Genomic DNA, 23,521 nt, shown 5'->3' with positions numbered 1-23,521 from the left:
CTTAGCGTACGGGCCAGATCAGACGACGCCGTGCTTGGGCATCACCGTCGGCCGCACGCCGTAACGCGGCCCCGACACCGGTCGGGCGCCGTCCACGACGACGGCGGGTGCGCCCGGCAGCACGTCCATCGGATCGTCCGCGCCGGGAACCGCCCAGCCGGTGCCGACCGACGTCGGTTCGCCGGCCCGGGCCGGCGCCGCGACGTACCACCCCGTCGGCACCGACAGGCGACCGACCGAGGACGCCGCACCCGAGGCGGCCACCACCGGTGTCGCACCCGCCGGCACCGCGGGCGCACCCAGCCGGGCCCTCGCCGCAACCTTCGCTGCGGCGATATCGGCGAAATCGTCGTCGTCGTCGTTGGCCGGCATGGCGATGTTCGAGAAATTGGCACCGAAGTCGGCGTAAACGGCCTTGACGTGGTTGACGACCTCGAAGATCGGATGGTCGATGCCGTCGATCCAGGCAAGCAGCCCGATGATCCCCCCGATCCCGCCCACCGCTGCCGGCGAGGTCGAGGCGGCCGGCGCAGCCAGACTCAGTACGGCGTTCGGGCCGCTGTCGACCAGATGCGCCAGGGCGGTCTGCTGCGCGGGCGCGGCGGCGGGGTCGGCCACCGCCGACGGGCTGCGCAGCGCATCCAGTCGCCCTGCCGCCGCCGAGGACGCGGCGTACCCGTACATGGCCGCGGCGTCCTGCGCCCACATCTCGCCATAGCGCGCCTCGGCGGCCGCGATGGCCGACACGTTCTGCCCGAATGTGTTGGTCGCCGTAAGTTGCGTCAACCGCGCCCTGTTGGCGGCGACCTCGGCCGGCGGCACCGTCGCCCGGAACGCGGTCTCGAAAGCGGCCGCCGACGCCCGGGCCTGTTCCCCGGCGAACGCCAGGCAGTCAGCGGTGCAGCTCAGCCAGACCGAGAAGGGCTGCGCCGCAGCGGCCATCGCCCGCGCTGCCGGACTCAGCCATTCCTCGGTGGTCAGCCTGGTTATCACCGCCTCGAAATCGGACGCGGCGGCGCTCAACTCGGCGGCCACACCGTTCCACGCCGCCCCGGCCGCCAGCATCGGCGCCGCCCCGGCGCCGGCGTACATCAGCGCCGAGTTGACCTCTGGAGGCAGTGCCCCGAAATCCAATCTGTATCCGTTCTCCGGCGGGCCGTGGTACCGGCGCTCCCGCCCAACAGGCCGTTTGTCCGATCAAGCTCACCGCCGGTACGCGTGCGCTCGGCGAACCCCCCACTCGTTGCCAGACCGGTCGCAGTAAGCCGGTCGAGTTGACTCCGTATTTCTCTGCATGCTCCCTGAATCGCCGATACCCCGCATCCGCACGGGTGCGGCCGCCGTCGTTGTATCGTGGCTGGTCAGAGCCTCGTGAAGACGGGATTCGACCGGTTAGCAGACATACGGAATTCATAGAACCCGACTCTTGTCATTTTCCCGGGAGTCCGTCATAGCCACCGTTTACAAGCAGCTCACGCGGCGACTTTGCGCAGCACGACGGGCTGCAAACCGTATCGCGACCCGGCGTATCCGGGCCCGCCTCTGCCGCCATGGCCAAGCCCGGCGCGCTGAGTATCCCGATGGTCGGGGCGGCCTGCGGGACGGCTCAGCGCAGCGCCGGCCCCCACCGGACCTGTTCGCGCAGCGCGCCTTTGAGTAGTTTTCCGCCGGCGTTGCGCGGCAGCGGCGTGGTCGCCACCGAGACGTATTGCGGAATCTTGAAGTCGGCCAGTTGCGTGCGGCAGTGCTCGAGCACCGCCGTCACATCCAGTTGTTCTCCGACCAGCACCGCCCCCACCTTCTCGCCCATCACCTCGTCGGGCACCGCGAGCACACACGCATCGGCCACCCCGGGAGCCGAAAGCAGCACCGCTTCCACCTCGACACTGGAGACGTTTTCGCCGCCCCGGTTGATGATGTCCTTGAGCCGATCAACGATGTGCACGCGGCCGGCGGCATCGACACGCACCACGTCGCCGGTGTGCAACCATCCGTCGACAATCGTCGCGGCGGTGGCGTCCGGACGGTTCCAGTAACCGGCGGTGACATTGGCGCCCCGGGTCACGAGTTCTCCGACCAGGTCACCGGAGTCAGCGGAGTCGCCGCCCATCGGGATCACACCGAGATCGACTGAGGGAACGGCATATCCGACCGAGTCCGCGTGCTCGACCGCGTCCGCGTCGGGTAGCACGGTCATCAGGGACGCGCTCTCGGTCATGCCGTACCCGTTGAACACTTGGGCTGACGGGAACGCGACCTGCACCGACTGCACCAAGCTGGGCGCGATCGGGGCGCCACCGTAGCCCGCCCAGCGGACACCGGAAACGTCGGCGGCGGCGAAACCTTTGTGCCGCAACAACAGTGCGTAGATCGCGGGAACGGTCACCATCACCGAAATGCGCTCGGCGCTCAATGCGCTCACCAACTCGTCGAGGTTGAGAACGGGCATGATCACCGCCGCGCCGCCGAGCCGGTGCGCCGCCAGAAGCTGTGAGTTGCAACCCGTCACATGAAACAAGGGCACCGAAATGAGGGTGCGCAGCGCTTCGGCGATGTCCCGGGGTTGCCGCAGGCACCGCACCGCGTTCTCGGTATTGGTGACAAAGGCCTGGTGCGTGGTCGGTACGCCTTTGGGATGCCCGGTGGTGCCGGAGGTGTAGAAGAGCGCGGCGACGTCGGTGCTTTGCGCCCGCTCGGTCACGTAGGGCCGCCCGTCCGGCAGCGGCGCATCCGGCGCCAGGTCGACGTGCGCTCCCGCGTCGGCCAGGACGAAGTCCACCTCGGGCTGAGCCGAACGCGTATTGACCGCCACCGCAATGCCTCCGGCCAGCACCGTGCCCCAGAAAGCCAGCACCCAATTGACCCCCGCATGATGGCGAATCGCCACCCGGTCACCGGCTTTGAGCCCGGCCGCCCGCAGACCGCCGGCCACCCGCGCCGCACGGTCCCACAACTGCCGGTAAGTCAATCGCTGCCCGCCCAGTTCGACGACGGCCTCGCTGTCCGGGCGCGCGTCCACGTGCTCGGCGAGCATGTCCAGCAGGGTGGCCGGGATGTCGTCATAGTGCGGAACGCCGTTGCGGCCGAAGGAAACCCCCGTCCGCGGGAAAGGGTTGCCGTCCCGGGGGATCTCGACGATTTCCGCCATGGCCGTGGCTCCTTCCGCCGCCCGATCGAGCATGCCTCTCACACCGTAGGAGCCGCGTGGCCCATGGTCCAGATCGGCGCAGCAGATCAGGTCTGCAAATCGGCTTCGAGGAAGTTGTCGACGTCGACGGTGCGCGTGATCCAGCGCCACCACCCCGGCAGCTGCGGCTCGGCGGTGGCGGCGTCGATGACGCGCGGCTGCACGACCTCGACGGTGCGCCCCTTGGTCACTACGGTCGCCGATCCGGCGGCGAGCACGTTGCGCAGCCAGTCGACACCGGTGCCGTAGGGCAGCGGCACCAGGATCTTGTCCGGCGTCGTGATGACGACAACCGGAGTCTGGTATCGCCGTCCCGAGTTGCGGCCGGTATGCCGGATCACCGACGCATACCAATAGCGGCGGCCCGCCAAGGCCATGCTGAGCGGGTTGGTCACCCGCTTGTTGAGTTGTCGGACCGCGTCCCGGACGTGTGGATTTCGGTAGGTGGGCATGTGTTCAGCCTGCTGGCATCGGGGACCGATGGCCAGGGACTTACGTCCTGAATCGCCGGTTAGTCTGTCCTCGATGACGACCGCCGACTCCACGCCCGCACTCGACGCGTTCTTCACGGTCGACGGCGAGTTCTACCTGCCCGGTGAGATGACGCGGGGTCCCTGGGGCGCGACGATGGGCGGTCAGATCGTCGGCGGTCTGTTGGGTTGGGGAATCGAACAATCCGGTATCGAACAATCCGGTATCGACGCGGATTTTCAGCCCGCCCGGCTCACCGTGGACCTACTGCGGCCGGCGCTGCTCGAGCCGGTGCAGATTCATACCTCGGTGCAGCGCGCAGGTCGTCGTCTCAGGCTCGTCGACGGCACGCTGGTGCAGAACGGGAAGACCGTGGCGCGGGCCAGCGCGCTGTTTCTGCGCCGCGGCGACCATCCCGAGGGCGAAGTCTGGTCGGCAGCAGTGCAGATGCCGCCCCTTCCGGCCGGCTCGGCGGGTTTTCCGGACGACATGCCGTTCCACATCTGGGGGTACGGCGCCACTTCGGCAGGCAGCCCGGGTATCGCGGCCGGCGAGTGGGAGCAGACACACTCCCAGAAATTCGCCTGGACAAGGCTTTTCCGTCCGTTGGTGGAGGGCTTTCCGTTGACCCCGTTCACCCGGCTGGCGTTCGTCGGGGATGTGACAAGCTCGCTAACCCATTGGGGCACAGGGGGTTTGCGGTACATCAATGCCGACTACACGGTCACCGCAAGCCGACTGCCGGAGGGCGAGTACGTCGGGTTGGCCGCCCAGAGTCATTACGCAGCCGCCGGAGTGGCCACCGGCAGCGCGATCCTGTTCGACCAGCACGGGCCGATCGGCACCAGTTCGGCGCTGGCCCTGGCGCAGCCCGCCGAGGCATTCAAACCGATGTTCACTTAGCCGAAACGCCACCGGGCTGCCAGACCTCGGCCCGGGTGCGGCGTTTGGGTTATGCTGACGCTCCATCAGCCGCGACCGGATCCGCACGTCTCGGGTGGCGGGCGGACGGTCACTACGACGGGTGGACATTCCCTTGGAGGGGAACCGGCCATGCGCATTCACTTAACACCGCTACTCCTTTTCCGGACCCCTTTCCCGTACTGCGCAGTCCGGCCGGCAGCGCCCACCCCGGTGTGCCCTGCGCCGTGACGACCCCGGTGCTCGACCTCGACGGCCGGCTGATCAACCGGCAGCAGGAGTTCGCCGAACTTCGGGCCGCGGTGGAAACGGCGGGACGTGTCGGCGGTGAGTGCCTGCTGCTCAGCGGGACACCGGGAGTCGGCAAGTCGACGCTCATGCAGGCCTTCGGCGTCGAGGTGTCCGAACGTGGCTGCGTGTTCGCGTACGGCAGGTGCCGGGACGGCGCCGCCGCCCCCTACGCGGCGCTGTCGGACGCGCTCGGCTCGCTGGTGCGCAGCATGCAGGTCACCGGGCCGCCCGAATGCGAGCACTGGCGCGCCGATCTGGTCAGCGAGATGTCGGGGTTTGCGGGCATTCTCGGCGAACTCGTGCCCGACCTGGCGGCGGTGCTGGGCGGCCCCTCGGACGAAGTCGACCTCGATGCGGCGGACTCGCGCCGCCAATTGCACCGCGCCGCCATTCGGCTGTTGTCCGCCACGGCGTCCTATCGGCCGGTGGTCCTGGCGATCGACGACCTGCAGTGGGCCGATCGGGACACACTGCTGCTGCTGGCCGAACTCTTGACGGTGTCGCTGCGCAACGTCCTGGTCGTCGGTGCGTACCGCTCGGGTGCGTTCGATGCGACCGCGGCGGGCATCAGAGCGCAGAGCCTGAAGACGATCGAGCTCGAACCGCTGGCCGCCGATGATGTCGAGGAGCTGCTCGCCGAGGTGTGCGGTCGCAGCGTGGAGATGCGCGACGTGGCAGCGGAGTTCCACCATCGGACCGGCGGCAACCCGCTGCAGCTGCGTCAGCTGTTCTATCGGGCGCAACGCGAAGGCGCGCTCAACCCGGCCGGCCCGGGCGGCCGCCCGAGTTGGGATCTGCGCGTACTCAGCTCGATCGAGGTCTCCGCCACCGCCGCGGAGTTCCTGGGGCGCTACCTCGATCAGCTCCGCCCGACCGACCGGGAGGTGTTGAGTTCGTTGTCGTGTATCGGCACCGAGTTCGACCTCGACGACGCGACGGCAGCGGCCGCGCGGTCTCCCGACGTCGTGGCCCACGCGCTGTGGGTGTGCCTCGAGCTTCGTTTGGTCGAGGCCCTCGACGGCGGTGGCCAGCGGATTACCAACGCGATCAGCCGCGACGCCCGCTACCGGTTCAGCCACGACCGGGTAGCCGAGGCAGCGCGCGCCGGGATGTCCGCCGATCAGATGCGCGCCGTGCACCTGCGTATCGGGCGGCGACTGGTCACGCTCGGGGACGATCGGGTGTTCGAGGCCGCGCGCCACGTCGGGATCGGCGGGCTGGGGTTGGCCGACGAGGTCGAACGCACCGGTTTCGTCGAGGTGGTGCGGCGGGCGGCGCGCAAGGCCCGGGCGCAGGCTTCGTTCCCGTTGGCCCTCGGGTATTGCCGTAATGCTCTGGATCTGCTTGGCGGGCAACGTTGGGCCGCCCACTTCGCGCTGACCCGGGAGCTGCAGCTCGACGCCGCCGAGGCCGCACTGCTGGTTGGTGACATACCGGTGCTCAATGCGCTGCTCGACGAGGCCGAGCAGATGCTGTACGAACCGCCGGACCGCGCGCGCCTGGCCTATCTACGGCTCAAGGGCCGGGTCGCGGAGAACCGCCTGCAGGAGGCGCTCGAAATCGGGCTGCAAGCCCTCGACGAACTCGGCGAAAAGATCCCCAGCGAGGCGGGCAAGCCGCGGATGGGCAATGCGATCGTCCGGATGCGACTGACGATGAGCCGCTGGAGTAGCGAGCGACTGCTGGACCTGCCGCACTGTGCGGACCGGCGGGTCATCGAAATCCAGCCGATTCTCGCCGAACTGTGCAGGTTGTCGGTGCTCGTCCGGCCCAACCTGTTGCCCTTGCTGGTACGCAAGCAACTCGATCTGATGTTGGCCCACGGCCACACACCCTCCTCGCCGGTGGTGATCGGCGGTTACGGGATTGTGCTCGTACTGCTCGGTGACCATGCCGGCAGCCAGCGCTTCGGCGAGGTCGGCATGATGCTTGCCGAGCGACCGGAATTCCGGGACGCGCGGCCGCAGACGTTGTTCATGCACCTGGACTTCATCCAGCACTGGCGCCACCCGCTCCGCGACGGCCTGAGCGAGCTTCGCGACGCCATCGAGGAGGCGCTCGACCAGGGCGACCAGGAGAGCGCTGCAAGCCTGGTCGCCGTCCTGCTCTCGCAGTCGTTCTGCGTCGGTCGTCCGCTCGCGGAGATCGACGCAATCGCCAGCTCCCTGATCCCGCACATCCGTTCCCAGCCGGTGCACAGCTCGCTATGCCAGGCCATGCACCAGTTCTGCCTCAACCTGATGGGCCGCAGCGCCGATCCCGTCCTCCTCGCCGGCGAAAGCGGATACGACGAGCGAGAGGTGCTGCCAGCCGCCCGACGGGAGGGCGACGAGGTGTCGCTGAGTGTCGCCGCAGCCATGAAGCAGGGCCTGCACTTCTGGTGCGGGGACCACGCCGGCGCGGTCGCCGCCACCCCGGAGGCAATCGAGCACCTCGGGGGTCTGGCCGGCACCGCGGTGTCAGAACTTGTCCACCTCATCGCCGCGCTCAGCATGATCCGGTGCGCGCCTCGGGATCGCTCGACGGCGCGTTTCGTCCGCCAGACGCTGGCGTCGCACCGCAAGTGGGCGACGGAGGCACCGGAAAACTACGCAGCGCCCTATGCCCTGATCCGGGGCGCATGGGCGCGAGCGCGGGGGCAACACGCCAAGGCCGAGCGCCACCTGCACAGGGCGATCGAGCTCGCCGAGAAAAATCAGCTGCCGATGATCAGTGCGCGAGCCCAGGAGGAGGCGGCCGCCCTCTATGCCGACACCAGCCGGACGACGCTGCGCGACCATATGCTGCGATCGGCCTATCAGCGCTGGCTGAACCTGGGTTTCAAGGTGCGTACCGACTGGCTGGCGCGGGAACATCCCTGGCTGCTCAGACGCGATCTCAAGACGGATGCGGCCGGGATCGACCCGGTTGGCGCCCATCAGCTGCTGCACGCGCTGTCGGGCGCCCGGACCCCGGACGGCTTGGCCAACATCATTCTGGGCTCGGTGGCGGACACGACCGGTGCGCGCCGCGTCCTGTTCCTCACCGGTGCAGCGGAGAATCTGTCGGTCCGCGCCATCCACGAACACGGCGACATCTCGATCGTGGACGGCCCCTGGACCGAAGTGCCCTACGACGCCGACATCGTGCGCCGCGCGATGGGCACCGGCTCCCCCATGATCGTCGCCGCCGAGCCCGCCCAACCGGGTGGCCGGTCACCGGGACGCGGTCAACAGCATCCGGGCCCGTCCGTGCTCGTCGTTCCGATCACGTTGCAGGACAAAATAATCGGCGTCATTTACGCCGAGCAGGACGAATCCGGCGGAAGCTTCACCGCCGACCACGAACAGGCGGTCGCCTTCTTAAGCGCCCAGGCCGCCGCGCCCCTGTGGAACTTCCAGCTCGAGGCACGCCTGCGGGCCGCCGACGAGCACCGACAGTCCCTGATCGACGTGCAATCCCGGTTTGTGCCCAATGAACTGCTGCGCATCCTCGACATCGACGACCTTCGCCGCGTCCGCAGCGGCTACCGGGTGGAACGCGAGATGACCGTGCTCATCAGCGATATCCGGGGTTATACGACCATGATCGAGGACATGGACGTCGCCGAGGCGGGCAACCTGGCGATGGGCTTCCTGCGGGCTGTCGAGCTGCCGATCATCAGCTACCACGGCATGATTCAAGACGTGCGCGGGGACGAGATCGTCGCCGTGTTCGAGTCCGAGTCCGACGGCATCCGCGCGGGATTGGCCATGCTGCGCTCGCTGCGCGAGCACAACCAGGAACGCACAGCACTCGGCTCCGAGGAGCTGCGGGCGGGCATCGGCATCAACACAGGCGCGGTGGCGGTCGGGCTCGTCGGTGGGGTGAACCGGATGGTGCTCACCATCATCGGCGACGCGGTGAACCTCGCCGCACGTATCGAGAGCACCAACAAGCGTTACGGCTCGGCGTTGCTCATCTCCGACCGCACCTATCAGCGCCTCTCGTCGTCCGAGCAATTCGACATCCGGCGCATGGAGCGCGTGATGGTGGTCAACCGACGTCGACCGGTGACGATTTACGAAGTGTACGAAGAGGATTCGGCTCCCCTGCGGGCCGCAAAGCGCGCGGCGCAACCCGCGTTCGACGAGGCCTTCGCATTGTTCGACGCGGGCGACGTCGAGGGGGCGCGCGCCGCTTTCGAACGATGCCGCGAGTTGTTGCCCGAGGATCCCGTAGCACCGCTGCATCTGGCGCACTGCGACGCGGTGGCACGCGGTGAGCTGACCCCTGGTCAAGAAATAGCCCTGATGACCAAGTAGCGCACTACTTCACTTTTGAACCTCGGCAATTTAATTGCGCACACGTTGATTCTGTCTGCCATGATTTGAACGACAGTCGGGGCCGGCAAGGAGTGTCAGACATGTATCTGAGTGCGGAGCGGTTGGCCCTGGCCAACCAAACAGTCCGAGAGACTTTCGAGCAGACCAGCGTCGCCTGGCAGGCCATCCCGCACTGGGACACCGGCGACCCCAGCCAGACGGCGGTGTCCCAAGACAACTTGACCCCGCCGATCAACCTGTTGTCGCTCACCCCAGCGCACGTCGTTTCATTCACGCTGACGCTGGCCGAGGTTGTCGCCCCGACTGCCGACACATTGCTGGCGAACGTGATCGCCAGCACCGTCCAGCTTGCCGCAGATTTCGACACCGCCGTATTCCCGGCGCTGCTGACGGGGACGACACCCAAGCAGGTGGTCGGCGGAATTACCGCATCGGATCTCCTGATTGCGCTGATCGCGGCCCGCGCGCAGGTAGAGAACAACGGATACCGTGCCCCGTCGTGTCTGGTCACCGACACGTTCGGGGTGATGGCGCTCGCCGCGAGCACGATCGCGAACGGTTACGCCGGAACGGACGTGCTGCTACCTCCGGCGAACGTCAACTCCCTGCAGCGGGTTGACACGCTCGCGACCGACCCCGATGTCCGCGGGTGGCTGCTGGGACGGCGCCAGCGAATTGCGCCCGCAGGCGCAGCGGACGCGTCGGCGGGTGAAGAAGCGGTGGACATCGCCGTCAGCATTCCTCCCAGCCTGGAAGTCGTCGGCGAAGTGGCCGCTAACACAATCGAATTGAGAGTCCGCATCGCATACGCCACCAGGGTGAAGGATGAAGGCGGCCTCGTTGCCTTCACCGTCTGATGACAGCCACGCTGCCTGACGCGCGGCCGGTACCGACGGCGCTCAGCCCGCTCGAGGATTATCTCGCTGTATGCAAGGACGCTTGCTTCGGCGAGATCAAGCGGCTCTACGGTCCCGGTGACGCTCACTCGAGCGGTCTGCACGAAATGATCCTCGACTACCCGATGCGTGGCGGAAAAGCGCTGCGGCCGGCACTGAGCATTGCCACCTGCCTCGGGCTCGGTGGCCACCTCGAGGCGATACTGCCGACCGCCGCGACGCTGGAGCTCTATCACAATGCGTTCCTCATCCACGATGACATCGAGGACGAATCTTGGTGGCGGCGCGGCAAACCCACGCTGCACGTCGACCACGGCGTGCCGATTGCGGTCAACGTCGGCGACGCCATGCTGTCGATGTCGCTGCAGCCGCTGCTGGACAACGTCGAGCGCATCGGCCTCGGGCCCGCGCTACGCATCCTGCGTGCCATCGCGAAAATGACCCGGCTGACCGTGGACGGCCAGGCCGTGGAACTCGAATGGGTCCGGTCCAACGCCTGGCGGCTCGACGACGCCGACTACCTGAACATGGTGGAACTGAAAACCAGCTGGTACTCCTTCATTACGCCGCTACAGGCCGGCGCGATCGCCGCCGGCGCGGGAGCCGAGCGGTTGGCGCCGCTGGAGTCCCTCGGCCGACATCTCGGCGCGGCCTTCCAGATCACCGACGACCTGCTGAACCTGCGGGCGGACCCGCAGGAATACGGCAAGGAGATCGGCGGCGACCTGTGGGAGGGCAAGCGGACGCTGATGTTGTTGCACGCCTTGCGCACTGCCGAGCCCAACGACCGGGATCAGGCCGTGCGGATTCTGGCCAAGCGCCGTCCGAGCCCGGACGACGAGTTGGGGCTGAGCGAGCTGCTGGACCGGCTCGCCGCTCGCGGGCAACTGTCCCAGTCGGGCCGGGCCGAGATCGAGGCCCGGCTGCAGGGGCAGCATCCCTCAGAGCCCAAGACCCTCAACGACATTCGGTGGCTTTACGAATTGATGCACCGCGTCGGTTCACTCAAGCACGCCCGCGACATCGCCGCCCGGCAGGCACGGGAGGCGGCCAAAGTTCTTGCCACCCTGAATTGGTTGCCGCGCAGCCGCCACCGCGACGTGCTCGCCGACCTGGTCGACTACGTGCACGGGCGGACCCGATGAACCCCGAAGGCTTGATCGGCATGCTCGCGGAACTCGAGCGGATCCGCGAACTCACCCTCGACCTGATCGAACAACAGACCCCGCAGTTGCGTCCGGCCCCTCCGGATGAGGCCGACGGGACGGAGCGAACCGTCTTCGACGTCCTCGTCGGGCTGCGTCGTGCCGTCCTGGGCAATCCCGCGGCCGCCCGACGCATGCACGATCTCCTTGTTGCCGAAGGCCGCCGCTATGCACGCACCCCCCGTGGGACGCGGCTGCGCGACGCGCTGGTCGCCTCCGAAGCAGTGGAGAACCTGCGACGCGTCTGGGAGATGGTGAGCCTCAACATTTTGGACGGTCCCACCGCGCCCAGCGGCGTCCCGAACGCCTGGGCAGACCTGCTGGCCGACGCTTTGATCGGGCGTGGGCTCGACGATTCCGTCCTGGCTCGGCTGCGGCCCGAGGGGTTCGCATGACGCTCACCGATCCCCGCGAAGCGCTCGCCGACCAGAGCGAGTTCATCGGCTACCTGGTCGGCATCGCCGGGCTGGCCCGGGTGGTTCACACCTTGGCCGACGACGTCGGCCGCCGACCTGAAAGTCCCTGCGAAGCAGACGACTTCGTGCATGTCCTGCTCGGGGTGGCAAGTATCGGTGCGGGGATCGAGCGGCTCGCCAATCCAGTTGCCGCACAGCAGAACATGACAGCCGACGCAACGCTGCCCGTCGCACCGAGCACGCGGTGGCTGCGATGAGTGCCCTGCTCGCGCGCAGCGACTTCCTCCGCGCCCCGGTGCTGGCCACCGCCCGGCCGGCGGGTTTCAAGGAGTGGCACCACTTCGTGGTCCACGGTCGGGGGTTGCGGCTGTTGATCAACTTCAGCCTCACCAATGAAGCGTTCGGGACAGATGAAGTCCGCCTTACGCCACGCGCGATCGTGATCGCGCGCGACGAGAATTGGACGGGGGCCATCGAGCGGTTCGACGAGCGCGCGCTGAACGTCTCGGCCGATCTGGGTGAACTCACCATCGGCGACAGCCGGGTCTCCGTGCTACCCGACGGCTATCGCGTGTCAATCGACCTGCCCGACAAGGGGATTCGCGGCGAACTGCACTTCACCTCCGGGTGCAGGCCAGTCGTGGTTCGTAACGAACCGGTGGGAGACGGCCGAATCAGCTGGCTCTTCGTACCTCGGCTGCGCGCCGACGGATGGCTACGTATCGCCGGCCGGGAGTACCGGATGGAAAACGACCTTGCCTATCACGACCACAACTGGGGCCGCTTCTGGTGGGGCGACGACTTCGGCTGGACGTGGGGCACCGTTTTGCCGACCGAACCCGGCAACCCGTGGTCGATGGTAGTAGTGCAGATGACCGACCGCAGTCGGCTGCGCTGCCTGTCGCGTGCGCTCTACGTGTGGCATCACGACGAGCCTGCCGCGACGTTTCGGCACGCGGCGGTGCAGACGCGCTCGGACGGTCTGCTCAGCCGCGCGGCCGACTGCACCTTGCCGCCCCAAATGCGGTTGCTGCTCGACGGCGAGGTGCCAAGCGTCCCGGAGCGCCTCGACGTCACCGCAACCCGGGGCGCCGATACGGTGCACATCGAGTTCCGTTCGCGCTGTTATGCCCGCCTGGCGCAGCCGAGCGAAGTATGTCTCGATCGATCGACCGTGCTCTGCGAAACAGACGGTAGCGCCCGAGCCAGCGGAACGATCAACGGCGAAAACATCGACTTCGCCGGTACCGGTGTATTCGAGTTCCTACATGGCTGAACGGGTTTCGTCGCTATTGCGGCGTTCGGTCGAGCACCTGGAGAACGAGGTGCCCGACAGCTACCGCTTGCTGGTCAGCGAGCTCGGCCCGCTGGTGGTACAAATCGACGTCGACGGTGAGGTGTTCACACTGCGCGGCGGTGATCGGCTTCGAGTGTCCGAAGGTGCGGCGCAGCCGGGCGATGCCCGGATCGCCACCTCGCGAGTCGCGATCCTCGATCTGCTCGATGCGCGGGTCGGGCTGGGTGAGGCCGTGGAAGCGGGGGCGGTGTGCGTTCACGGTTCCCTCGATGACGTCCAGCGTGCTCACGACTCGCTGCGGGCATACGTCCATGCCGCGGTCCGGGCGCCCTCGCTGCCCGTACTGCTGACTGAGCTTCGCGCGGGGGCGCCATGAGCGAGTGCATAACGACACCGGCGTCACGCAAACCACGTCCCACGGTGGCGGTGCTGGGGGCGGGCATCGCCGGACTCACCGCGGCGCATGAGCTCGCCGAGCGCGGCTTCGTCGTCACGGTGTACGAGGCACGGCGCGATGAACGCAACGGGTTGGGGACCGAGCCGCCCGGAACTTACCCTCCGGTCAAGCTCGGCGGGCTGGCCGCCTCGCAGTATTCGACGGTGGGCACGCACGACGGAAGCCAAGCTGAGCTGCGCCCCTTCCCGGGCCGTCGGGGTCAGCCCCGTGATCCGGGGCGAGCGGCTGCCGGTGAACATGGCTTCCGCTTCTTCCCGGCTTACTACCTGCACATCTGGGACCTGTTCCAACGCACTCCGGTCTATCAGCTCACCCAGACGGCCGACGGGACGGCCCGCTGGACGGCAACTTCACGCACTGTCTACGACAACGTCCGGCGGGTGGTCACCAAGGGCACGACGGTGCAGGGCCAGCCGTCGCTCGTCTTTCCCAGCGAACTACCACGCAGCTTCGCCGAATTTCTCGGAATCCTCAGCCAGTTCGCGACATTGAGCTTCACACCCGGCGATATCACCACCTTTCAGCTGAGGATGCTGCGCTACCTCGCCACCAGTCCGTTGCGTCGCGCCCGGGAACTGCAGAACATGTCGGCCTACGACTTCTTGGTCGGGCACGACCGGACGACGGGGATCAACCAGTTCTTTTACACGCCCCCTTGCGATGCGCTGTTGCGCCACATGCCAAGGATCCTGGTCGCCCTCGACTCGCAGTGGGGCGACGCGCGCACCAACCTCAGCACGTATCTGCAGCTGTATCTGAGCATGGACCGCCGCGACAACAAGGCCGACGGCGTGCTCAACGGTCCCACCACCGAATCGTGGTTGGACCACTGGTACCGCCACCTGGTCTCGCTCGGCGTCGGCTTCGTCCACAACAAGGTGACCCGCCTCGACCCGCCGGCCTTTCATTCGAGTCAGCCACCCCATCTGCGGCCCCGTGCCGGGGTCACGTTCGCCGACGGTACGCAGGTGACTCCGGACTACATCGTCGTCGCCGTCGACGCCCCGGCAGCCGAATATGTCACCACCGCGCTGCGCGCAGCGGGCACCGGCGGCACCGTGGCGAGGCTGGACGGTTACGCCACCATCCCTCCCCCACCTGAGGGTCCCCTGCAGCCTGAGACAACCCGGCCGCGCCAGCGACGGGATCCCTACTCGATGGATCAAATGGGGCGGGTGCCGTGGGATCGGTTCCAAACGCTGTGCGGCATCCAGTACTACTTCGACACGGAATTTCAGTTACTCCGCGGACATATGCTGTTCAGCGGCACAGAGTGGGCGCTGTCGTCGATCAACCAGACCGGATTCTGGGAGAAGCGGCCAAGTCTGGACCGCGACGGACACGTCTCCGTGCTGTCGGTCGACATCGCAGATTTCAACACTCCCTCCAGTCATCTCGTCGACGAGTTCGGCCGGGGCAAGGCGGCTCGCGACTGCACGGCCGACGAAATCGCCGCGGAGGTATGGCGACAGATCGTTTGCGCACTCACCAGTTGCGCCGGATCCGTCGGGGAAGAGGCGATGCCGTGGCCCGTGTGGTACGCGCTCGATCGAAGTCTGATCATGGCTGACGGGCCCGGACAGGGCCGGGGCCGCGTGGTCCGCAACGAGTCACCGTACCTGGTTCCCATCGTCGGCGACTGGAACAATCGCCCCGGCAGCGACCCGTGGAACCCGCACGGATCGTCGTGGAGCAGCGCACCGTCCGAGGACTGGTGGCTCGAAGATCTTCAGCAACGCAACGTCTGGCAGGCCCGCCACGGCGGCTATCAAGTGCACAACAATTCGGTGGTCTTCGCGGGCACCTGGAACAAGACGTTCACCCGGGTCACCTCGATGGAGGCCGCGTGCGAGTCGGGACGCCACGCCGTGAATGCCATTCTCGACCATTACATCTGGGTCGAGTCAGGCGGTGTCGATCGCCGAGACAAGACCACTCTGGACTGGAAGTTTCCGTTCGGCTTCCTCGATCAAGGCCTGTCGAGTCCGATTCGGCTGCCGACCTCGGCCGGCGACTACTGCTACGTGTTCGACATCGAAAACCGCGAGCCCGCCGAAACCCGTGCGCTACGCACGCTCGACTCGAAACTCTGCCAGCAGTCACTGCCGCATCCGCTGGACTCGCCAGTCCCGTTTCCCCTGTCCCCTACCTTCGCGGGAGGTCCACCAATGTCCATGCCTTTCAACGACTTCAACCAGCAGTTGCTCAACTATCTGCAGACCGGGCGACAGCTTCTGGAGCAGTGGACGGCGATGACGGCCGGGTCGGGGTTCCCGGTCGCCCCGCCCATGCCGGCGGCTGCGCCGTTCGTGCCTTACGGGCCGCCCATGCCTTCTATGCCGTCCAGCGCTGCGGTGCCACCAGCGCCGGCTGACTACAGCCAGCAACTGTTCGGCTACCTGCAGGCCTGGCGGCAGTTCCTGGAGTCGGCGACCGGCGCAGCGCCGGCGCCGACATCGGTTGCTTGGCAGCCGAATGCGGCTCCGCCGACCGGGGCGCCCGCCAACGGGCCTTCGCCGACCGGGGCGCCCGCCAACGGGCCCGGGGTGCCCGGGGCGCCCGGTCACTACCGTCCGCCTGATGTGCCGATCCCGCCCGCCGACGACAACGCCAGCAAGGGCGCCCCGCCGGACGACACCGCCAAGGGATCGGGCCCGACGTGGCCGCCGCCGGTGGATCTGCCGCCCAGCAGCTATTCCCTGAGCCAGATCAGCAGCACCGGCTCCGACCTGGCGGCAATGCGCGCCGCGCTCGGGGACCCGTCGGCACCGATTGCGCCCGGCAACGACTTCGGGTATCAGATTGACCGGATTCACGGACCCCACGAGCAATCCCACCCGGCCTCACTCCACCCAACGGAGGCAGCCGCGCGCGCTGAGGTGGGATCGCCTTTTCGCAGCGCGATGAATCGCGTCCAGCCCACTGCGTCGCCGCAGCCAGCGCCGCGATCGCTGTTCACCCGTCCGGGTGCGCAGCGAGTGCGGCCACGGGAAGCCGGCGAAACACCTTCGCCCTGAGCGGCTTTGGCGCCATATCAACGCCTCAAGCTGCTGTGGCCGCGGAGTCAATCCATCAGCGTCGCTGCGACCGTGGCTCCGAGGTTCCAGCACGCCTCGAGGTCGGCCTTGGTCGGCTTTCCCGAGACAACGACGTAATCGGTCGCCTTGACCCAACCGAGCCCGGCGGTGATCCCGTCCACGGCACGCACGGCTCCCTCGGTGCCCTCATTCCCGTGCAGCCACAACCCGAAGGGCCGCCCACGCGTCGAATCCATTATCTGGTAATAGCTTTGGTCGAAGGCATGCTTGAGAGCGCCCGATACGTAACCCAGGTTGGCCGGGGTGCCCAGCACATACCCGTCGGCTTCCAGCATCTCGACCGGCGAGACGGTGAGGGCGGGCCGTCGGCAGACTTCCACACCCTCGATGTCGGGGTCGGTGGCCCCGGCGATGACCGCTTCGAACATCTCCTGGCAGTGCGGCGACGGCGTGTGATGAATCACCAAGAGTGTCTTCGTCATTGGTGTGCCTGCATCTGAACGGCCGTTTTCATCGCCTCGCGGGCCCGCCTGCGGTCCCCCGCATAGTCGTAGGCGCGCGCCAGGCGGTACCAGCGACGCCAGTTGTCCGGATCTTCTTCCAACTCTGTTCGCACCGAGGCGAACAGCGCGTCCGCGGCGTCGCGTTGGATGCGACCGGATGCTCGTCGCGGTAGCGCACTGACGTCGAGTTCCATTTCGTCCTCGGCGATCAGCCGGGCCAGCTTCTGGTGCGTGAAGCCGGCGCGCAGGGTGGCGACCATCGCCCAGAGCCCCAGGAACGGCATCACCAGCACCGCAACCCCCAGAGCCACGGCGGCGGGGCGCCCCGAACCGATCATTATCAACGCGGCGCGGCCGAGCAACACGAAGTAGGCCAGCATCGCGACGCACATGAAGGCGATGAGCGCCTGGGTGCGCACCGTGCGTGCGGCGTCCGTCATTGCAGGTCGAGCAGGGGCTCAATGCCGATGGTCAGGCCGGGGCGTTCGGTGATGCGGCGTACCGCCAACAGGACGCCGGGCACGAAGGACGTGCGATCCAGGCTGTCGTGGCGAATGGTCAGCGTCTCACCCTCGGTGCCGAACAGGATCTCTTGATGGGCGACCAGCCCGGCCAGCCGCACCGCATGCACCGGAATGCCGTCGACGTCGGCACCGCGTGCCCCGGGCAGGCTGGTGCTGGTGGCGTCCGGGTTGGGGGGCAAGTCTTTTCGCGCTTCGGCGATCAGCTTGGCGGTGCGCGTGGCGGTACCCGAAGGCGCGTCGGCCTTGTGCGGGTGATGCAACTCGATGACCTCCACCGAGTCGAAATACGGGGCGGCCTGCTTGGCGAAATGCATCGACAGCACCGCTCCGATGGCGAAGTTCGGCGCGATGAGCACGCAGGTGCCGGGCTTGGCGGCAAGCCACTCCTGCACCTGCTCCAGGCGCTCGCTGGTGAAACCCGTCGTCCCCACGACGGCATGAATTCCGTTGTCTATCAGGAACTTCAGATTGTCCATCACGACATCGGGATGGGTGAAGTCGATGACGACCTGCGTGCCACCCTCGGTCAGCAGGCTCAGCTCGTCGCCCGCGTCTACCGCGGCCGACAGCGTCAGATCGTCGGCCGCCTCGACGGCACCCACCATCGTCGCGCCGACCTTGCCCTTGGACCCCAGCACGCCTACCCGCATGGCTTGCAGCCTACTGTTCGCGATCTTGGCTGGGACCGGTCGGTATGCGTCGCCCGCAAGCGGGCCCGGACCGAATGATCGACTTATTCACAGTTGGCGGTTTATCCACAGTGTCGGCTCGCGCCCGACCGCCGCTTACCGATTTCGCGATAGAATTCGAACATGTGTGCGATCGCTGCTCCGGCCGACGTCGCGGCCCGCTTGGAGGCCCTCGACGCCGCCGTCGCCGCGCTGCGCGAGCTCGACTTCGCCGCTTTGGACCCGGTGGTCCGGTTGCGCGCTTTGGAGCGGTTGGAAACCTCGCGCCGGCGTCAGGCGGTGACCAGCCACGACATCATCTACACCCTGGCCCAGGAGGAAATCTCCAGGCTCGGCGGCGCGCCCCACCAAGTCATCGCCGACTGGTGTCGCCTCAGCTACGCCGAAGCCCGCCGCCGCATCCGCGACGCCGCGCAGCTGGCCCCTCGGGTCACGATGACCGGCGAGCAGTTGCCGCCCGTACTGCCCGCCACCGCCCAACAGTGGCGCAACGGCATGCTCGATGCTGAACACTTGAAGGTGATTCAGAAGTTCGTCGATGAGCTGCCTCAAGATCTTCCCTCCGACGTCGTCGAAGAAGCCGAGGAAACCTTGGCGTCCCAGGCCAGGCAGCTGCGTCCCGACCAACTCGACAAGCTGGCCAAGCGGATGGCCTGCCACCTCAATCCCGACGGCGAGTTCTCCGAGCACGATCGTGCCCGCAAGCGCGGCTTCACCTGGAAACCGCAAGGCGCCGACGGGATGAGCGAAGGCACCCTGATCGCCACCCCGGAACTGAGGGCCAACTTCGATGCGTGGCTGGCCAAATTCGCCGCCCCCGGGATGGCCAATCCTGCCGATACAAACCCGTGTGTGGACGCCGAGCCCACCGAGCAGGCCGCCGCCGCCGACACCCGCACCCCCCGCCAACGCCAGCACGACGCCCTGAATTACCTGGTGGCACGCCAGCTGGGCGATCCCGCCCTGGGCCAGCACCACGGACTGCCCGTGACCGTCGTGGTCTCCACCACGCTGCGCGAACTCACCGACGCCGCCGGGCACGGCATCACCGCCTCCGGGGTCCAACTGCCCATGCGCGATCTAATCCGGATGAGCCGCAAAGCGTTGCACTACCTCGCCGTTTTCGACGACCACTCCAACCGGCCGCTCTACCTGGGCCGCAGCCGGCGCATCGCCACCGCCGACCAACGGCTGACCCTGTTCGCCGCCGAGCGCGGCTGCACCTTCCCCGGCTGCGACGTCCCCGCCGACAAATGCGAGGTCCACCACATCGACGAATGGGCCGCCGGCGGCCGCACCGACGTCGACAGGATGACCCTGACCTGCGGACCCAACCACAAACTGCTCAACCGCGGCTGGACAACCAGCAAACGGCGCGATAATCGCACCGCCTGGACACCGCCCTCCCACCTCGACCGCAACCAGCCTCGCACCAACTCCTATCACCATCCGGAACGGATGCTGCGCGACAACGACGACGAACGCGCCGGACCGTGAGCACCCCACAACAACACCCCGGCCCCGGAGCACAGCTCTAGGCTGGGTGATCGACCATGCCAGCCGCAGCCAACGGAGGTGCCCACGTGAGATCCAGCGAGATCCGGATCCGCGAAGCCAAGCCGAAGGACTACGCGCGGGTAGCGGCGATGCACTACCCGGTGTGGCGGCAGTCGTGGGACGGCATCGTCGCCCCGCACGTGCTGGACATGATCGTCACCCCCAAGATCTGGGTCGAGACCTCCTATCCGACGACCCTGAAGCGTGGTGGTTGGGGCATGTGGATGGCCGAGTCCAGGGGCCAACTGCTCGGGATGATGCTCCTCGGCCCAGACCTGTCCAATCCCAACCTCATTCAGATCGACGCGCTCTATGTGGTGGAGAAAAGTCAACGCGCCGGTGTCGGGAGCGAACTGCTGGGCAAGGCGCTCGAGCAGTATCCGGACAACGACATGATCCTGTGGTGCGCCGAGAAGAACCGCAAGGCACGAGATTTCTACGAAAAGAAGGGGTTCGATGTGGACGACCGCACGTTCAGCTGGAAACCACTGCCCGGCGTGAGCGTGCCGCATGTGGGTTACCGGCTGTATCGATCGGCGCGGACATGACCGCGGACCACATTCGCGTGCAACCCTACGTTCTCGACGTCCCGGAAGCAGACCTCGACGACCTGCGTCGGCGCCTCAGCGCGGCGCGCTGGCCGGCCGAAATCGACGGGGCCGGCTGGGATTACGGCACCGAGCAGACGTTCCTGAGAAAAGTGGTCGAGCATTGGCTGCACCGCTACGACTGGCGGGCCACCGAGGCCGAGGTCAATGCCGCCGGCTCCTTCCGCACCGAAGCGGCAGGTCAACACGTGCATTTTCTGCATGCGAAATCGGATCATCCGCAAGCCGTTCCGCTGGCGATCACGCACGGCTGGCCGGGCTCGGTCGTCGAGTTCCTCGACGTGCTTCCGTTGCTGCGGAAGCGCTTTCATGTGGTGGCCGTATCGATGCCCGGCTACGGGTTCTCCGGGCCCACCCGCGAACGGGGAGTCGACGTAGCCCGCATCGCCGCGGCGGTCGACGACGTGATGGGCCAGCTGGGCTACCAACGTTACGTGGCCCAGGGCGGCGACTGGGGCGCGCTGGTGACCCGCTATCTCGGTGAGCACTACGCGCACCGCGTGGCCGCGATTCACACCAACATGCTGTTCGCGCCGCCGGACCAGAGCGATCAGGAACTGTTGTCGCGCATCACCGAATCCGAACTCGCCGCACTCGTGGCCAGTAGCGAACGAACCAAGGACGGCACCGCCTACCTGCAATTGCAGTCGACGCGCCCGCATTCGCTGGGTTTCGGGCTCGACGACTCACCGCTGGGCTTGGCGGGTTGGATTCTCGAGAAGTTTCACGCCTGGTGTGACACCCGGGAGGGCATGCCGATCAGCATGGATCGGCTGATCGACAACCTGATGTTCTACTGGCTCACGAACACCGCGACCTCGGCCGCGCGACTCTACTGCGAAGCGGCGCGCGCCGGCACCAGCGCGCTGGACGACTGGACCGGTCGCGTCGACGTGCCCACCGGATACGCCGTGTACCCCTTCGAGCTGATGCAGACGCCACGGGCCTGGGCCGAGGCGCGCTACAACCTCGTTCACTACTCGGTGCAGGACCGCGGCGGCCACTTCGCCGCCTTCGAACAGCCCGCGCTGTTCGCCGCTGACCTTGCGACGTACGCCGATGTCCTGACCGACGCGGGGGTGTTCTAGGCGCGGGTCTGCTACGCGCGGGGTCTGTTAGGCGTCTATGACGATCCGGCCGCCGGCGGACCGCGACACGCACACCAGCATTTCGCCGTCGGCCTCGGCGGCGCGGCCGCGGTGATCGACTTGTCCGGCAAGCACTTTGACCCTGCAGGTGCCGCAGAAGCCCTGCCGGCAGGAGTAGGGGGTGGTGGGGTCGCGGTCCAGCATCACCTGCAGCGCAGAGCGATTCGCCGGAACGGACACCACTTCGCGGGATCGCGCGAGTTCCAGTTCGAAGGGTGTCCCGTCCACCACCGGCGGCGGACTGAACCGCTCGTAGTGCAGCGGCGCGTCGGCGTACCCGTCGCGGGCCACCCGCACCGCTTCGAGCATGGCGGCGGGCCCGCAGACGTACACCGCCGTCGCCGGACCGGCCCCGGCCAACAGCTCCTCGACAGATGCGGTGCCGCCGCGCTCGTCGTCGGCCCACACCGTCACCCGCTCCGGCGCAACGGCCAGCACCTCGTCGAGAAAGGGCATGTACTCCCGGCTGCGCCCGGCATAGATTGCGCGCCAATCGGTTCCGCGCTGCGCGGCCACCCGCAGCATCGGCAGGATCGGCGTGACACCGATGCCGCCGATCACGAACTGCACCTCACCCTCGGCCGAGCCCAGATAGAACGCGTTGCGCGGGCCTTCGAACACCAAGGTGTCACCGACGTCGTAGGCCTCGTGCATTTCGATGGAACCGCCGCCGCCGTCGGCGATGCGCCGCACCGCGATGCGGTACTCGGTGCGCCGGCCCGGCGGTCCGCACAGCGAATACTGCCGGCGCCGACCGGACGGCAGCTGCACGTCGATATGCCCGCCTGGCGTCCACGACGGCAGCAACCCGCCATGCGGATCGGCGAGGGTGAGGGCCACCACGTCGGGCGCGACGAGTTCACGTCCCACGACAGTCGCGTGGTGGGTACGCCGCACCGGCCGCACCCGCGACGGGGTCCACCGCGACGCCGCCGACAACCCGCCGATCATCGAACGCAGACCGCACAGCGCCGTCAGGAACCGGTCCCGATCCCGCCGGCCGTACAGGTCGGGCGGCCTGCTGGCCCAAATGCTCTGCGGCTCGGTCATTTCGGAAGGTCCGCGGCGACATCCGTGGCCGCATTCCCGGCCGTATCCGCGGCCTCGTTCGCCGCCTCGTCTGACGGCTCGAACCCGGCCGACACCTGGTCGACCCAGTCAGCGGTCAGACGGGCGATCTCCCGGGGGTGCGACGTCACCGCCCAGTGCCCGCCCTCGACCGGAACGACCCTGCCGCGCCGCGGAATGGCGCCGAGGTACCGCTGCAGCGCGGGAGTGATGAAGATGTCTTTCCGTGGCACCAGCACCTGGACCGCGACCGGGGTCTGCGCCGGCGCCGGACCGGGCGACAGCAGGGGCCCGGGCAGATTGGCCCGGTAGAGCTCCAATCCGTTGACGTAGTCGGCGATCCCGCGCGGCGCATGGCCGCGGATACCGCCTGACTGCCCGATACGTTCCAGCGCCGCAACGACTTTCACTGCGATTCCGGACCGGAAAGCCAGCTCCGGCACCCCCGGGCACAGCAGGAACGCGAGATACGCCGAGCACAACACCTGCCGGGCGACCGACAGCGCGGCCCGCGGCGTGCGCGCCGAACGCACGAACCTGCCCGCATACGGCAGGTGCGGACCCGAGATCGACGTGAACGAGGCGATCCGGCCGGCCAGCGAAGCGTCGGTGATCGCCGCCCAGCCTTGCACCGAACCCCAGTCGTGCCCCAGCAGATGTACCCGGTCAGCGTCCAGACTGTCGATCACCGCGCCCATGTCGGACACCAACTGCGTCAGCCGGTACCCGGACCTGCTTGTTGGACAAGAGGATTCACCAGCGCCGCGAACGTCGTAGGCGAACACGTTGCACCGACCGGCCAGCTGCCGGGCCACGCCATCCCAGATCCGGTGGTTGTCGGGGTAGCCGTGCACCGCCAGCACCGTCGGCAGCTTCGGGTCCGATTCGCCGTAGCGGTGCACTGCCAGGCAGACACCGTCGGAGGCGCGGATCGTCGTCAT

General features: G+C 67.6%; 20 protein-coding genes. 12 read left to right on the top strand and 8 right to left on the bottom strand.

Annotated features, from left to right (window positions below; translation table 11 throughout):
• Positions 1-18: 18 nt before the first annotated feature.
• From MKCMC460_RS11330 to MKCMC460_RS11320, 3 genes are all read right to left on the bottom strand, one after another.
• Positions 19-1,134 (bottom strand): PPE family protein, encoded by a 1,116-nt coding sequence (locus MKCMC460_RS11330; protein ID WP_238305724.1) that lies wholly within the window; start codon positions 1,132-1,134, stop codon positions 19-21.
• Positions 1,135-1,606: 472 nt separating this feature from the next.
• Complete coding sequence (locus MKCMC460_RS11325; RefSeq protein WP_370653165.1) at positions 1,607-3,139, bottom strand: class I adenylate-forming enzyme family protein; 1,533 nt, start codon at positions 3,137-3,139, stop codon at positions 1,607-1,609.
• 95 nt (positions 3,140-3,234) lie between these two features.
• Positions 3,235-3,639, bottom strand: a complete 405-nt coding sequence (locus MKCMC460_RS11320) for a nitroreductase (RefSeq protein ID WP_236976457.1) — start codon at positions 3,637-3,639, stop codon at positions 3,235-3,237.
• A gap of 73 nt (positions 3,640-3,712) precedes the next feature.
• Between MKCMC460_RS11320 and MKCMC460_RS11315 the strand changes: the two genes are divergently transcribed.
• The 9 genes from MKCMC460_RS11315 (at position 3,713) to MKCMC460_RS11275 (ending at position 16,462) form a co-directional block, all read left to right on the top strand.
• Positions 3,713-4,561 (top strand): thioesterase family protein, encoded by an 849-nt coding sequence (locus MKCMC460_RS11315; protein ID WP_236976458.1) that lies wholly within the window; start codon positions 3,713-3,715, stop codon positions 4,559-4,561.
• A 257-nt stretch (positions 4,562-4,818) separates the two neighbouring features.
• On the top strand, positions 4,819-9,153 hold the full coding sequence (locus MKCMC460_RS11310; RefSeq protein ID WP_238305992.1) for an AAA family ATPase: 4,335 nt from the start codon (positions 4,819-4,821) through the stop codon (positions 9,151-9,153).
• Between the two features lie 101 nt (positions 9,154-9,254).
• Positions 9,255-10,031, top strand: a complete 777-nt coding sequence (locus MKCMC460_RS11305; RefSeq protein ID WP_238305722.1) for a hypothetical protein — start codon at positions 9,255-9,257, stop codon at positions 10,029-10,031.
• A complete protein-coding gene (locus tag MKCMC460_RS11300) occupies positions 10,028-11,215 on the top strand; it encodes a polyprenyl synthetase family protein (RefSeq protein ID WP_238305991.1) in 1,188 nt (395 codons plus the stop codon). Before MKCMC460_RS11305 ends, MKCMC460_RS11300 begins: the two co-directional genes overlap by 4 nt.
• A complete protein-coding gene (locus MKCMC460_RS11295; RefSeq protein WP_236976460.1) occupies positions 11,212-11,670 on the top strand; it encodes a hypothetical protein in 459 nt (152 codons plus the stop codon). The genes MKCMC460_RS11300 and MKCMC460_RS11295 overlap by 4 nt, the downstream gene beginning before the upstream one ends.
• Positions 11,667-11,948, top strand: coding sequence for a hypothetical protein (locus MKCMC460_RS11290; RefSeq protein ID WP_238305719.1), 282 nt, complete (start codon positions 11,667-11,669; stop codon positions 11,946-11,948). The genes MKCMC460_RS11295 and MKCMC460_RS11290 overlap by 4 nt, the downstream gene beginning before the upstream one ends.
• On the top strand, positions 11,945-12,967 hold the full coding sequence (locus tag MKCMC460_RS11285; protein WP_238305718.1) for a hypothetical protein: 1,023 nt from the start codon (positions 11,945-11,947) through the stop codon (positions 12,965-12,967). The genes MKCMC460_RS11290 and MKCMC460_RS11285 overlap by 4 nt, the downstream gene beginning before the upstream one ends.
• Positions 12,960-13,364, top strand: coding sequence for an SCP-2 sterol transfer family protein (locus MKCMC460_RS11280; protein ID WP_238305717.1), 405 nt, complete (start codon positions 12,960-12,962; stop codon positions 13,362-13,364). The genes MKCMC460_RS11285 and MKCMC460_RS11280 overlap by 8 nt, the downstream gene beginning before the upstream one ends.
• Positions 13,361-16,462, top strand: a complete 3,102-nt coding sequence (locus MKCMC460_RS11275) for an FAD-dependent oxidoreductase (protein ID WP_238305715.1) — start codon at positions 13,361-13,363, stop codon at positions 16,460-16,462. The genes MKCMC460_RS11280 and MKCMC460_RS11275 overlap by 4 nt, the downstream gene beginning before the upstream one ends.
• Positions 16,463-16,509: 47 nt before the next feature.
• On the opposite strand, the gene MKCMC460_RS11270 is transcribed toward MKCMC460_RS11275, so the two are convergent.
• Genes MKCMC460_RS11270 through dapB form a run of 3 tightly spaced genes read right to left on the bottom strand, consistent with a single transcriptional unit; the run spans position 16,510 to position 18,160 of the window.
• A complete protein-coding gene (locus MKCMC460_RS11270) occupies positions 16,510-16,965 on the bottom strand; it encodes a flavodoxin family protein (protein WP_238305713.1) in 456 nt (151 codons plus the stop codon).
• Positions 16,962-17,426 (bottom strand): hypothetical protein, encoded by a 465-nt coding sequence (locus MKCMC460_RS11265; RefSeq protein WP_236976466.1) that lies wholly within the window; start codon positions 17,424-17,426, stop codon positions 16,962-16,964. The genes MKCMC460_RS11270 and MKCMC460_RS11265 overlap by 4 nt, the downstream gene beginning before the upstream one ends.
• Complete coding sequence (gene dapB / locus MKCMC460_RS11260; protein ID WP_238305710.1) at positions 17,423-18,160, bottom strand: 4-hydroxy-tetrahydrodipicolinate reductase; 738 nt, start codon at positions 18,158-18,160, stop codon at positions 17,423-17,425. The genes MKCMC460_RS11265 and dapB overlap by 4 nt, the downstream gene beginning before the upstream one ends.
• A 162-nt stretch (positions 18,161-18,322) precedes the next feature.
• On the opposite strand from dapB, the gene MKCMC460_RS11255 reads away from it, so the two are divergent.
• From MKCMC460_RS11255 to MKCMC460_RS11245, 3 genes are all read left to right on the top strand, one after another.
• A complete protein-coding gene (locus MKCMC460_RS11255) occupies positions 18,323-19,696 on the top strand; it encodes an HNH endonuclease signature motif containing protein (RefSeq protein WP_238305709.1) in 1,374 nt (457 codons plus the stop codon).
• Between the two features lie 86 nt (positions 19,697-19,782).
• Positions 19,783-20,304, top strand: a complete 522-nt coding sequence (locus tag MKCMC460_RS11250; RefSeq protein WP_236976469.1) for a GNAT family N-acetyltransferase — start codon at positions 19,783-19,785, stop codon at positions 20,302-20,304.
• Positions 20,301-21,452 (top strand): epoxide hydrolase family protein, encoded by a 1,152-nt coding sequence (locus MKCMC460_RS11245; protein WP_236976470.1) that lies wholly within the window; start codon positions 20,301-20,303, stop codon positions 21,450-21,452. The genes MKCMC460_RS11250 and MKCMC460_RS11245 overlap by 4 nt, the downstream gene beginning before the upstream one ends.
• A 27-nt stretch (positions 21,453-21,479) precedes the next feature.
• Here MKCMC460_RS11245 and MKCMC460_RS11240 read toward each other — a convergent pair whose 3' ends face one another.
• Positions 21,480-22,562 carry a PDR/VanB family oxidoreductase gene (locus tag MKCMC460_RS11240; RefSeq protein WP_236976471.1) on the bottom strand — a complete coding sequence of 361 codons (1,083 nt, stop codon included), beginning with the start codon at positions 22,560-22,562 and terminating at the stop codon, positions 21,480-21,482.
• The gene (locus MKCMC460_RS11235; RefSeq protein WP_289624926.1) at positions 22,559-23,521 is read right to left on the bottom strand and encodes an alpha/beta fold hydrolase; all 963 of its coding nucleotides are present in this window, start codon (positions 23,519-23,521) and stop codon (positions 22,559-22,561) included. Before MKCMC460_RS11235 ends, MKCMC460_RS11240 begins: the two co-directional genes overlap by 4 nt.

Source organism: Mycobacterium sp. 20KCMC460 (assembly GCF_022179425.1).
Classification (GTDB): Bacteria; Actinomycetota; Actinomycetes; order Mycobacteriales; family Mycobacteriaceae; genus Mycobacterium; species Mycobacterium kiyosense.
Note: the sequence above shows the minus strand (reverse complement) of the source record. Positions and strands in the feature narration are given on the sequence as shown.

Coding starts and splice junctions, on each gene's coding strand:
- MKCMC460_RS11320 (WP_236976457.1), bottom strand. CDS start 3,639: ATGCCCACCTACCGAAATCCACACGTCCGGGACGCGGTCCGACAACTC.
- MKCMC460_RS11315 (WP_236976458.1), top strand. CDS start 3,713: ATGACGACCGCCGACTCCACGCCCGCACTCGACGCGTTCTTCACGGTC.
- MKCMC460_RS11305 (WP_238305722.1), top strand. CDS start 9,255: ATGTATCTGAGTGCGGAGCGGTTGGCCCTGGCCAACCAAACAGTCCGA.
- MKCMC460_RS11295 (WP_236976460.1), top strand. CDS start 11,212: ATGAACCCCGAAGGCTTGATCGGCATGCTCGCGGAACTCGAGCGGATC.
- MKCMC460_RS11290 (WP_238305719.1), top strand. CDS start 11,667: ATGACGCTCACCGATCCCCGCGAAGCGCTCGCCGACCAGAGCGAGTTC.
- MKCMC460_RS11285 (WP_238305718.1), top strand. CDS start 11,945: ATGAGTGCCCTGCTCGCGCGCAGCGACTTCCTCCGCGCCCCGGTGCTG.
- MKCMC460_RS11280 (WP_238305717.1), top strand. CDS start 12,960: ATGGCTGAACGGGTTTCGTCGCTATTGCGGCGTTCGGTCGAGCACCTG.
- MKCMC460_RS11275 (WP_238305715.1), top strand. CDS start 13,361: ATGAGCGAGTGCATAACGACACCGGCGTCACGCAAACCACGTCCCACG.
- MKCMC460_RS11270 (WP_238305713.1), bottom strand. CDS start 16,965: ATGACGAAGACACTCTTGGTGATTCATCACACGCCGTCGCCGCACTGC.
- MKCMC460_RS11265 (WP_236976466.1), bottom strand. CDS start 17,426: ATGACGGACGCCGCACGCACGGTGCGCACCCAGGCGCTCATCGCCTTC.
- dapB (WP_238305710.1), bottom strand. CDS start 18,160: ATGCGGGTAGGCGTGCTGGGGTCCAAGGGCAAGGTCGGCGCGACGATG.
- MKCMC460_RS11255 (WP_238305709.1), top strand. CDS start 18,323: ATGTGTGCGATCGCTGCTCCGGCCGACGTCGCGGCCCGCTTGGAGGCC.
- MKCMC460_RS11245 (WP_236976470.1), top strand. CDS start 20,301: ATGACCGCGGACCACATTCGCGTGCAACCCTACGTTCTCGACGTCCCG.
- MKCMC460_RS11240 (WP_236976471.1), bottom strand. CDS start 22,562: ATGACCGAGCCGCAGAGCATTTGGGCCAGCAGGCCGCCCGACCTGTAC.
- MKCMC460_RS11235 (WP_289624926.1), bottom strand. CDS start 23,521: ATGACGACGATCCGCGCCTCCGACGGTGTCTGCCTGGCAGTGCACCGC.